Genomic DNA, 12386 nt, shown 5'->3' with positions numbered 1-12386 from the left:
ATGAAGTTTGCGATTTATGGACAGACGTGTAAACCTATTGTACAAAATATTGTACGCAGGTTACTAAACCTATTTCAAAATTATGATAATACTGAAATTATCTTTGAAGAAGGATTTTACCGTCTATTGAAGGAACAAAATATTCTTGACAAAGAATATGAAACGTTTGGAAATTCAAATAACCTAACAAGTGATGTGAATTTTTTTATAGGGATTGGTGGAGATGGAACATTACTGAGAGCAGCTAATTTCATTAAAAACACAAATATTCCTGTTGTGGGAATTAACGCAGGGCGTCTTGGCTTCTTAGCCAATGTACAGCACGATAATTTAGAAGAACAAATTCCTTTGTTGTATAAAAATGAATTTAAAAAGTCTAAACGTTCTCTTTTAAGCTTACAATGTACACCTGAAGAAAACAATAAATTTGATTTACAATTTGCTTTAAACGAAGTTACTGTGTCAAGAAAAAACACAACTTCGATGATTACAGTTGAAACTTATTTAGACGATGAGTTTTTAGCTACTTATTGGGCAGATGGTCTTATAATCTCAACACCTTCTGGTTCTACAGGATATTCACTTAGCTGTGGTGGTCCAATTATAGAACCTGAAACAGGGTGTTTTGTACTTACTCCTTTAGCGCCACATAATCTAAATGTTAGGCCTTTAGTAATTAGAGATAATTTGACAATTAAATTACGCGTGAGTTCAAGGGAAAAACAATTCTTAGTTTCTTTAGACACTACAACAGAAGCAGTAGATAATGATACGGAAATTACAATATCAAAAGCACCGTTTACTATTGACCTTGTAGAATTCCCTAATCAAAGTTTTATTAAAACATTGAGAAACAAACTTCTTTGGGGAGAAGACAAAAGAAATTAATTATAATGCTTCGAACTATACTTTTTATTTAGTTTTAGCGTTTTAAAAATCAGAAAGCACCATATATGTGAATATCCTACGTAAAAAGTTACTCTTTTGAAATACGATATTACTATATTTGCAAATTATTTTAACAGAATGAACAAAATCCTAATATCTCTTTTAGTGTTATTTACGGCTACTATTGCTCAAGCACAAATCCACGAAGTTGGACTTGGAGTTGGTGGCTCTAATTATGTTGGAGATGTTGGGTCAACTAAATACATAGACCCTACAAATGTAGGTTTCAATGCTTTTTATCGTTGGAATAGAAGTCCCCGTCACTCTTACAAAGTAAGCATTTCGCAAAATAAAATATCAGGCAATGATGCCAAATCAGATATGCAAAGCCGAAAAGCAAGAGGATATAGTTTTACAAATACAATTCAACAAGTTGCGGTAGGTGTTGAATTCAATTTCTTTGAATTTGACTTACACGAAGAAAACTTTGGGTTAACTCCTTATTTATATATTGGAGTTGCTGGTATTCGCTATAATGACTTACACTATAGGACTTTTGAACCGATTGAGTCATATGATCCAACAGGAATTGATGATCTTGATAAATTGAATAAAAAATCTACTGATTTGGTTAGAGGTTCTAAAACAAATTCTGTTGCGATTCCTTTTGCTGGGGGTATTAAGCTTAGACTTACTTCACAATTGAATTTAAACGCAGAAGTAGCGGCGAACTATACATTTACAGATAACTTAGATGGTAGTCACCCTAAACAAGAAAATAGAAAATCCTACAGTTTTGGAAAAAATGGAAACGACTGGTTTTTCTACTCGAGCTTAACACTAAGCTACACTTTTGGTAAAAACCCTTGTTATTGTGCAGACTAAATGAATTTGAAAGAACAAATAGACGTAAACAACATCCCCCAACACATTGCTATAATTATGGATGGTAATGGTAGATGGGCTAAGAAAAAAGGATTCCTAAGAACTATAGGCCACGAAAATGGTGTAAAATCAGTACGTACTACAATTAGTGAATGTGCTGCTATGGGGATTAAAAACTTAACACTCTATGCTTTTTCTACTGAAAATTGGAATAGACCAAGATTTGAAGTACAGAAGTTAATGGAAATATTAGTTAAGTCTTTAAAGAAAGAATTACCTACTTTCACCAAGAATAACATCAAATTAAATGCTATCGGTGATCTAACACTTCTTCCTAAAAAAGTTCAAGAAACTTTACAAGAGGTAATCGATAGTACGAAAGACAATACCCATATGACTTTAACCTTAGCATTGAGCTATGGTTCAAGAGCCGAATTAATTAATGCTGTAAAAGAAATTTCTTTTAAAGTTAAAAATAACTTAATTTCGGAAGCTGATATTGACGAATCAGTTATTAATAATCATCTTTACACTAATGACCTACCTGATGTAGATCTATTAGTTAGAACAAGTGGAGAGCAGCGTATTAGCAATTTTTTGCTTTGGCAAATAGCTTATGCTGAACTTTATTTTACTGAAGTTCTTTGGCCAGATTTTACTGAAGAAGAACTTTACAAAGCCATTCTTACCTATCAAAATAGGGAAAGAAGATTTGGAAAAACGAGTGAACAAATTAAATAAAAACGAATCTAATGTTTCAAAAAGGTACATCTCTTTTTGCACTGTTTATCGCAGGTTTAATATATACTAGTGCTCAAGCACAGGATAGTATAAACATCCCTTCTTTTGAAGCTCCTAAGCACTATGTGTTAGGAGATATTGTAGTATCTGGAAAATTTAGCTTAAATCCTCAGACGATAGTTACTTTCACTGGTCTTAACAAAGGGCAGAAAATTGCAGTGCCAGGAGAAGAAATTTCTAATGCTTTAAAAAAGCTATGGAACGTTGGTTCTTTTACTGACATTAATATTTATGAGACATCTGTAAAGAACGATACTATAAACATTGAGTTAACGCTTAATGAATTACCTCGTTTAAACAGTGTTAAAATTAAAGGTTTCAAAAAATCTAAGTCAGAAGCGCTTATTAAAGAAGCTAAATTGACTAAAGGTAAAATTGTAAATGATAACTTCTTATCTACAACAAAATACTTCTTGTTAAACAAGTATAAGAAAGATGGTTTCTACAATACAAAAGTTACTTTAAATACTGTTGCTTCAGATTCTACTAATAGAAAAGTAGACTTATTAGTTGGTATTGATAGAGGTAAAAAAGTACGTATTTCGAAAATTACTTTTGATGGTAACCAACAGTTGACAGATAAGAAACTGAAAAAAGCAATGAAGGAAACAAAAGAACGTAGTCCTTTTAACCCATTGCGTATATTTAAAGCTTCTAAGTTTATCAAAAATAAATATGAAGAAGATTTAACTAAGATTGTTGATAAGTATAAAGAAAGTGGATACCGTGATGCTCGTATCATTGCTGATACGACAGACTATGATCCTAAAACAAATCGCGTAGCTATTAATATCGATGTTACTGAAGGAAATAAATACTACTTCGGTGATATTCGTTTTATTGGTAACACAGTTTACACTAATAGTCAGTTAAGAAATATCTTAGGTATTCAAAAAGGAGAAACGTATAACGGTATTCTTTTAGACAAGCGTATTCAAGACAATACAAGACCTGATGGTTTTGATATTACTAACCAATATCAAAACAATGGTTATCTATTCTCTCGTATTACGCCAGTTGAAGTAAAAACAGCAAACGATACAATTGACTTCGAAATTAGAATTGCTGAAGGACCAATTGCTAAATTTAATAATGTAACTGTATCAGGAAACGAGCATACACACGACCACGTAGTATATAGAGACTTAAGAACCAGACCTGGGGAAACTTGGAATAAGGCATTAGTTATGGAAACAATGCGTAAGCTTGGTTCTTTAAACATCTTTGATCCACAAGCAATTAACCCAGATATCCAAAATGCTGATCCATCTTCAGGTACTGTTGATGTTGAATGGCAAGTAGCTGAAAAAGGTTCAAGTCAAGTTGAGCTTCAAGGTGGTTACGGTGGAGGTGGTTTCATCGGTACGTTAGGTCTTTCGTTTAATAACTTCTCTTTGAGAAATATATTTAACAAAAAATCATACCAACCTTTCCCAATGGGAGACGGACAAACAATGGCTTTACGTTTACAAGGAAGTACGTATTTCCAAACCTATAGTTTAAGTTTCTCTGAGCCTTGGTTTGGTGGACGTAAACCAATCAACTTCTTTGGTACTGTTGCTTATAGTAAACAAAACCTATATGACTATGTAAATAGACGTACAGACAGAAGTAGAGGTTTTAATATTACAACGTTACAGTTTGGTATTGCTAAACAATTAAATGTACCTGATGATTATTTCGTATTATCTCATACATTGAGTTTCCAATATTATGATATGAACAATTACAACACAGGACTATTTACTTTTGGTGATGGTGCTTCTCGTAACTTGTCTTATCAAATTGAGTTAAGAAGAGATAACCGTGGTATGGACCCTATCTTCCCTACTTTTGGATCTTTCTTCAGTATTAGTGGTAAATTCACTGCACCGTATTCTTTATTCAACAATATTGACTACAAAAACTTAGGAAACCAAGAAGAGTACAAAAGACGTGCTTTAGCGAATTCTATTGATCCTGTAACAGGAACAACTATTCCTCAAGGAACGTACTTAAATGAACAAAACAGACCTGTTAACAATTGGGAAGACGCTGCTGCTGATGTAGCTAAAGTTGACCAAAAAAGATTTAACTGGTTAGAATATTATAAATTGAAATTTAAAGGAGACTGGTACACAACAGTTTTTGATAAGTTAGTTCTTAGAACAACTGCTGATTTTGGTTTTATGGGAGCATATAACAATGATCGTGGTGTTGTTCCGTTTGAAAGATTCTATTTAGGTGGAGATGGTATGGCAAACTTCTCTTTGGATGGACGTGAGGTTATCCAATTAAGAGGTTACCAAAACCAAACATTAACTCCATATAATGATAGAGGAGAACAAGTTGGAGGTACTATTTATAACAAATTCTCGTTAGAATTACGTTACCCAATTACATTAAAACCAAGTGCATCAGTATATGTATTGTCATTTGCTGAAGCAGGAAATGCTTATGAATCATTCAAACAATACAGTCCTTTTGAACTTAAAAGATCTGCAGGGTTAGGTGTGAGAGTATTTATGCCTATGTTTGGTTTACTTGGTATTGACTTCGGATATGGATTTGATACAGTTCCTGGAACTACTCAAAAAAGTGGATGGCAAACGCACTTTATCCTTGGTCAATCGTTTTAATGTACTTGTTGCATAAAATTTGATTAAAATGAGAACGCTATTAGCCTTTATTTTTTGTATATTTAATATTACCTTTCTCCTTGCACAAGGAGGAAGTGCTCGTGTGGCTTATATTGATATGGAATATATATTAAGTCAGACACCTGAATATATAGAGGCAACAAGTCAATTAGACGAAAGAGCTGGTACTTGGAAAGCAGATATAGACAAGAAAAAAGCAGAAATTAAAAAGTTAAAAGATAATTTAGCTGCGGAAAGAATTCTACTAACTCGGGAATTAATTGAGGAAAAAGAGGAAGAAATCACCATTTTAGAAGATGAACTTTTTCAATACCAACAAAAAAGATTCGGTACCAGTGGAGATTTAATTACACAGAAAGTTATGCTCGCTAAACCTATTCAAGACCAAGTGTTTTCAGTGGTTGAAGATATAGCTGAGGCAAGAAAATTTGACTACGTTCTTGATAAAAATAGTGAAGCTACAATGGTCTTAGCTACAAAAAGGCACGATATTAGTGACCTTGTTCTAAGAAGAATGGCTACTTCTCGTAGAAAACAGGGTATGAGCAAAAAGCAAGTACAAGCTGTTGAAGAAGAAGAAGAAATTGAAGATGCAATGTCATTAAGACAAAGTCGTCGTGAAGAACAAAAACGTAGAAAAGAAGAAGCTGAACGCATAATGCGCATTGAAGAAAAGAAACGTCAAGAAGAACTTTCTACTAATGCTGCATATCAAAAACAACAAGAAGCTTTACGTTTAAGAGAAGAACAAATTAAAGCTCAGCAAGAAAAACAAGATAGACTTGCCAGAGAAAGACAAGAAAAAATAGACGCTCAGAAACAATTACAGCAAGAGAAAATTAAAGAAGCTGAGCAAAAAAGAGAACAGCAAGAAGAAAATAAACAGCAAGCAATCAAGGATCGTATAAAAGCCATTGAAGAACAAAAAGAAGAGGCAGACAGACGAAAAGCTGAAAGAGAGCGTTTATTAGCTGAAGAAAGAGAACGTAGAAGATTACAAGCTCTTGAACAAGACTCTAAAAAATCAGCAATTGATGTTGAAAAATTAAAAGAAGAGCGTAGATTAGCTCAAGAGAAAAGAGAAGCTGAGCAAAAACGTAAAAAAGAAGAAGCTCTGAAACGCAGACAAGAATTAATTGACGAAAATCAACGCAAACAAGAAGAAAGACGTCAACGAATTCTGAAAGATCAAGAAGAACGTAAAGAACGAATTGAAAAACAAAAAGCGGAAGCTTTAAAACAAGCTGAAGAGGCTAAAAATAAGTAAATAACAAGAAATTTATAAAATCAAAAATCGAGACAATGAGAAAAATGAAATCTTTATTAATCGCAGCTGTTATGTTCTTAGGTGTAAGTTCAACTGCTGTTATGGCTCAAACGAAAGTAGCACACGTTGATGTAAGAGCATTAATGACTGAGTTACCAGCAATGAAAAATGCAGAAGCTGAATTAAAGAAAATTGGTGAGGGATATCAGAAGAATTTTGAAACTATGATGAGCGAATACCAAACTAAAATTCAAAAATACCAAGGAGAAGCTGCTACTGTAGGTGATGCTAAAAATGAAGAAAGAGCTAAAGAAATTGATGAATTACAACAAAGAATTCAACAATTCCAAACTACTGCTCAACAAGACCTTCAAAAGAAAGAGTTAGAATTAACTCAACCTATCTATGAAAAAGCTTTAGCTGCTATTCAAAAAGTTGGTCGTGCAAAAGGATTCCAATATATTATGGATTCTTCAATCGGACAAGGGGTTCTTTTAGCTGATGGTACAGATTTAATCACTGACGTTAAAAAAGAATTAGGAGTAAAATAATTCCTAAAAAAAAGAATAAAATATTTAAACCACTCTTTATCAAGAGTGGTTTTTTTATATTTGTATATGAATAAAAACAATCCTATAGGTTTATTTGACTCCGGCATTGGCGGAACCACTATTTGGCAAGAAGTAAGTCTTTTAATGCCAAATGAAGATACTATCTTTATTGGCGATCAACGTAATGCGCCTTATGGGATAAGACCAAAACAAGAAATCGTAGATCTTTCTTTTAAAAACATCGATTATTTATTATCACTTGATTGTAAAATTATCGTTGTTGCTTGTAATACAGCTACTACTAATGCTGTTAAAGAAATGAGAGAAAAATACCAAGTTCCTATTATTGGAATCGAACCTGCTATCAAGCCAGCTACAATTCTAACAAAGACATCTAAGATTGGTATTTTAGCTACCAAAGGAACCATTACAAGCGACTTTTATAGTGCGAAAGTAAAACAGTACCCTCATATTGAAATAATCGAGCAAATCGGCTATAATTTAGTCAACCTCATCGAGTCAGGAAAAATACATTCTGACGAAATGAAAAAACTATTAGCCTCTTATGTCAACCCAATGGTAGAGAAAGGAATTGACACCCTTGTTTTAGGATGTACACATTACCCCTATTTAAAGCCAATTATAGAAACTATAATACCAGAAGGAATACAAATTATTGACTCAGGTAAAGCTGTTGCTAAACAGACTAAAAAGGTACTAAGTGAGCTTGACTTACTTACTAATCGTACTACAAAAGGAACAAACTACTTTTTTACGAATCACGACTTGAATATCTTAAAAGAGTTTGCTCCATCTGATGGTATTATTGAACACAGAGAGTTTTAGTTTATAAACACCCCATATCCCCAATTAGATATAAAGTTAATTGAATTTTTTAAATAGTTGACTTTGCATATGATCTCAATAAAAAAGGTCAATACTCAATTGAGTATTGACCTTTTTTGTTCTATATAGTTTACTTCTTTATTCCTTGTACCAGCTTGAATACATAACATAATTATTAGCTATGCGTTCTACTTCTCCTCCAAAATCTGAAGCGTTGATATCTTTTACTTTCTTAGCAGGAACTCCTGCATAAATAGCACCTGATTCAACAACTGTGTTTTGTGTTACTACAGCACCCGCAGCAATAATTGTATTGCTATGTACCACACAATTATCCATCACTATTGCTCCCATACCAATTAATACATTGTCGTGAATAACACAGCCGTGTACTAATGCATTATGTCCTATCGAAACATTATTACCGATTATTGTAGGGTGCTTTTCGTATGTACAATGAACCACTGCTCCATCTTGTACATTTACTTTATCTCCTAAAACAATTGAATTTACATCTCCTCTAATGACAGCATTGAACCAAACACTGCAATTCTTGCCAAACTTTACATCTCCAACAATAGTAGCATTCTCTGCTACATAACAATCTTCCGGTATCTGAGGACTTTTACCTCTTACTTCTTTTATAATCATAATATAGTGCAATAAAAAATCCCGATAAATATCGGGATTTTTTTAATTAGTCTTTTACTCCTGGACAATTACATTCTAAACTCGTACGCTTTGGAAATAAATTAAACCCTACTGTAAACTGGTGGAAACCAGAATTACTAAAAGTTACATCTCCTGTTAGCTGTGAATAAGAATAAGAGAACATTACATTCTTATAATTTCCTCCTACTAATGGAGTAATATATTGTAATCTTTCTGTTTTTGTTTTACCATTTTCAATATGATCTGCACCATCAAGACTTGTTCTGTATGATACTCCAGCCCATATTCTACCAAAATCAAACTGTCTATAAACTTTCATATTTATATCCATTGTTTTCTCTTGTGTCTCTTCAGTATATTGGAACATAGCAGATGGTTCATATATCCAACCCGTACCATATTTAGTGTTTCCAAAGCTATACCCTGCTCCTAACAAATACTTACGTAGATTGTTACTTTCTGCATCAGAATACATCTTCTGCGTGCTTGATACTGCATTTTTCACTGTCAACATAGAAAAGAAGTTTCTATAATGATAAGCAGCTCCAAAGTCTACTGAGAAATAAGAGTCCTTAGCTTCTATTCCTCCTCCTATAGTTGGATCAAAACTACCTCCAAACTCAGACTCATCTAAAGTTGTACGAGCAAAACCAGCACTCATACCAAAAGACAATTGATTCAAATCATAACGAGATTCACTAAACGAAATATGGTAAGCATAAGTTGCTTTAAAACCTGTTTGCTTATGATAACCGTTTTTATCGTTAAAGGCAATAATACCAACACCTGAATTATCACTTAAACGACTACTCGCAGCTAAAGTCATCAACTTAGGAGCATCGTCTACATCATTCCATTGTTGTCTCATTGTCATCCTAACTTGAGTACTATTTTTTATACCCGCCATTGCAGGGTGTAAAAGATAATAGTTATCAGCCAAATATTCTGAGTACACAGATAAGCCTTCTTGTGCAAAACCAAATTGCGACAATAACAATGCTACAGCTAAATAACGTTTTCTAAATATCTTCTTCATAACTTAATTATCTTTTTAAAGAGAAGTGTCCTTTGTAACTTACTTTACGTCCATCCAATTCTTTATTGGCTACAAAATCAGTAGTAAACTCTACTGTAAACCAATAGTCTGTTGAAGGTAATTGTTTTCCATTAAATGTACCATCCCATCCTTCTCCTTGTGGACTCATTTGTTTTATCAATTTACCATAACGGTCATAAATGTATATTCTCGCTTCTGGGTGTCCTTGTAATCCAGGAATATTCCAAGTGTCATTATATCCATCTCCATTTGGAGTAAAGAACTTTGGATAACCGAAAACAGAAAACGTAGTAAATGCAGAACATCCTGATGCTATATCACGTACCCAAGCAGTATGCTCTCCAATCGGAACATTGTAAAAATGACTTGACGGTTGGAATGCTCCTGTGTCAATTCTAAACTCGTACCCGCTTGTAGTACCACTTGCTAATCCAATAACAACAGCTGCTTGACCTTGTTCATTAACATCTAAAGAATTGATCATACCTGTAGAGTCTGTATTTTCAACTACAACAGACATAAAGTCTTCTACAGTCCATACATTGTTTACATTACAAGAAACAATCGTTACTCCTTCTGCTGGCTTCTCATTTTCATTTGTTTCATCTTCTTTAGATAGACCAAAAGGTTCTTTTTTAAAGTCTACTAAAGCTCTATATGTACCTGCTTCGGTTACATTATATTCAAAAGGAGCTGTCTCAATAGTTTTAATACTCCTAAACCAATAAGAATTACTTGTAGCATCAAACTCTCTCTTCTGCCAAGTAACTTTAATATCACGATTTAAATGATCTTTATTAGTCACCCCTAAAGTAAGATCAGAAACTTCTCCGTTATCAGAATTCTTACATAATTGTAATCTACTTTCAATTGGGTAATATTCTACTTCTGGACTTGTACCTAATGTTGCATAAAAAGAACTTGCATTATTAGCTCCACAGCTGAAACCGTCTTTCATCACTACCTTAGCCCAAAGTAAATCAGAACTTTTTCCCATCATTATAGGATATTTAGTTACTTTCTCCTCTGGAATACGATTTATATCAGCTAAAGCATCCTCTTCACTTTCATAATAAGCTACGGTTACATTAGCACCTTCTGGATATAATGGTGGTTGTGGTTTTATTATAAAGTTCCCTAAAGAATAGTAGTCGTAAGCTCTAAGATTAACAAAGTAATATTGGCCTTCATTTTCCTTATCACTTTGACAAAATCTGAAATTCTTTTTGTCAAATTTGTAAGTTGAAATGTCGTCATAGCCTAACGAAGCATAAAAGAATGCTGTATTATAATTCCCCGTCTCTAATTCAGTTAATCTTGTCCAAATTTCTCTTGCTTCATTAATATTTACAACTATTTCAGCTCCAATTATTCTATTTTGATTTGCTTCAGCGTCAGCTTTAGTATTAAAATATCCAACTGTATATTTCCCCTTAGGATCAAAACCTACAACTCCTGCTTCTTCATAAGTAACAAATGTTCCCTGAAACTCATCCTGAATCCACTTAGTCATCACTTTATTTTGATTTGTCAACACCAAACTGTATGATTGAAGATTACTATCACAATAAGTTAAATTTTCTAATTCAGGCATTTTTAGTTTATCAGTAACTAATAAACTAATTGTTTTTTTAGTATTAGGACAAGCATTTGGTACTCTAGATAACTTATTCAAAATTCGTGTATAAATATTAGAACCATTCGCCATTTCTATTGGCTCATTTGTAGCAATAGCATTCTGATTTCTATCTGCATCATCTTGATTCTTAAAAAATGAAATTATATAATAATCAACATTTTCATCTTTCGATAGCAATTGTGCTCTTGCCTCATTTAAATTAAATTTACCATATACTTTACCTCCTTCGACTTTAGTTTCCAATGAATGTAAAGAAACTTCGTTAGAATTTAAATTAACTGACTCTGCATATAATGTAAACCTTCTTGTTACAGTTTCTCCTGCCTCTTTCACCTCTACTTCTACTACTTGACCATCCTGAGCTTCATAATCTTTAAACTTATCAATAGTAATTTCTTTACCTCTGTTACCATTAACTACTTCATAAAGTTTAGATTCTTGCCCATAGTAAAAATAATTTGCCATATCTGTCAAACTAAAGGTACCTATACCACTATCATCTGCGCATTTGAACAAATCTGGACGTCCTGTCACTTTATCGTCAAGCTTACAATTCTCCGTTTTAACAATAATTTGAAAACTAATAATTCTGTTTTTTTGTGGATTAACAACAGATTGTACTCTCAACCACTTTGTAATTGGTGAAGTAGCAGGATCAAATCTCTCGATAAAAAGAATCTCAGAAATGGCATTTTTGTTAGCAACTGCATCTTCTTGTGTATTATAAAAATGAAACACATGTCCTTCTGGAACAATTTCATCACCATTCTTATCTTTTGTAGCGCCAGTTACTCTATTTTTAACAGCTTCGCCAAGAAATACTCTAAAATTTCCAGAAGCAATATTAGATGGTAGACACTGCTCTATATTAAATGGTTCACCAACTTTAACCTCAGGTTTTTGTTCATCTTGATCGTTATAAACCTCAGCTAATTCTGTCTTACCCAGATAATCAAAAGGGTTTGTACCTCTTACCACAGCTCCTACTGATAAGAAACTAAAAAGTACAAATAATAAAAGCCACTTTCTTTTGCCCATTTTACCGCTATATTAAATTGTTATTGCTTACTAATGTTAATTAAATGTTTAAAAATCTTATCTTCGTGACACTTAGAATTTTTCTTTGTTAATTTTGAAAAAA

General features: G+C 33.0%; 10 protein-coding genes. 7 read left to right on the top strand and 3 right to left on the bottom strand.

Features of this window, described 5'->3' with window-relative positions:
- The 7 genes from GQS07_RS06625 to murI all read left to right on the top strand — a co-directional run bounded on the left by GQS07_RS06625 (position 1) and on the right by murI (position 7877).
- A complete protein-coding gene (locus tag GQS07_RS06625) occupies positions 1 to 888 on the top strand; it encodes an NAD kinase (RefSeq protein ID WP_158210136.1) in 888 nt (295 codons plus the stop codon).
- A gap of 96 nt (positions 889 to 984) precedes the next feature.
- Entirely contained in the window at positions 985 to 1773 is a 789-nt protein-coding gene (locus tag GQS07_RS06620) for a DUF6089 family protein (protein WP_233269323.1), read from the top strand.
- Positions 1774 to 2514 (top strand): isoprenyl transferase, encoded by a 741-nt coding sequence (locus GQS07_RS06615; protein ID WP_158210135.1) that lies wholly within the window; start codon positions 1774 to 1776, stop codon positions 2512 to 2514. It abuts the gene before it with no gap.
- Between the two features lie 11 nt (positions 2515 to 2525).
- Positions 2526 to 5192 carry an outer membrane protein assembly factor gene (locus GQS07_RS06610; RefSeq protein ID WP_158210134.1) on the top strand — a complete coding sequence of 889 codons (2667 nt, stop codon included), beginning with the start codon at positions 2526 to 2528 and terminating at the stop codon, positions 5190 to 5192.
- A gap of 28 nt (positions 5193 to 5220) precedes the next feature.
- Positions 5221 to 6480: an OmpH family outer membrane protein gene (locus GQS07_RS06605; protein ID WP_158210133.1), complete on the top strand. Its 1260-nt coding sequence runs from the start codon at positions 5221 to 5223 to the stop codon at positions 6478 to 6480.
- A 35-nt stretch (positions 6481 to 6515) separates the two neighbouring features.
- Positions 6516 to 7031, top strand: coding sequence for an OmpH family outer membrane protein (locus GQS07_RS06600; protein WP_158210132.1), 516 nt, complete (start codon positions 6516 to 6518; stop codon positions 7029 to 7031).
- A gap of 66 nt (positions 7032 to 7097) precedes the next feature.
- Positions 7098 to 7877, top strand: a complete 780-nt coding sequence (gene murI / locus GQS07_RS06595) for a glutamate racemase (RefSeq protein WP_158210131.1) — start codon at positions 7098 to 7100, stop codon at positions 7875 to 7877.
- 138 nt (positions 7878 to 8015) lie between these two features.
- Here the strand turns inward: murI and GQS07_RS06590 are convergent, their stop codons facing one another.
- The 3 genes from GQS07_RS06590 to GQS07_RS06580 are packed head-to-tail and all read right to left on the bottom strand — an operon-like array spanning position 8016 to position 12283.
- On the bottom strand, positions 8016 to 8528 hold the full coding sequence (locus GQS07_RS06590; protein WP_090405455.1) for a gamma carbonic anhydrase family protein: 513 nt from the start codon (positions 8526 to 8528) through the stop codon (positions 8016 to 8018).
- A 46-nt stretch (positions 8529 to 8574) separates the two neighbouring features.
- On the bottom strand, positions 8575 to 9585 hold the full coding sequence (locus GQS07_RS06585; RefSeq protein ID WP_158210130.1) for a type IX secretion system membrane protein PorP/SprF: 1011 nt from the start codon (positions 9583 to 9585) through the stop codon (positions 8575 to 8577).
- A 7-nt stretch (positions 9586 to 9592) separates the two neighbouring features.
- Positions 9593 to 12283 carry a T9SS type B sorting domain-containing protein gene (locus GQS07_RS06580; RefSeq protein WP_158210129.1) on the bottom strand — a complete coding sequence of 897 codons (2691 nt, stop codon included), beginning with the start codon at positions 12281 to 12283 and terminating at the stop codon, positions 9593 to 9595.
- Between the last annotated feature and the right edge of the window lie 103 nt (positions 12284 to 12386).

The sequence above is a fragment of the Myroides phaeus genome (assembly GCF_009799805.1).
Lineage (GTDB): Bacteria > Bacteroidota > Bacteroidia > Flavobacteriales > Flavobacteriaceae > Flavobacterium > Flavobacterium phaeum_A.
The sequence above is the reverse complement of the archived record's forward strand: the minus strand, read 5'-3'. Positions and strand labels throughout refer to the sequence as shown.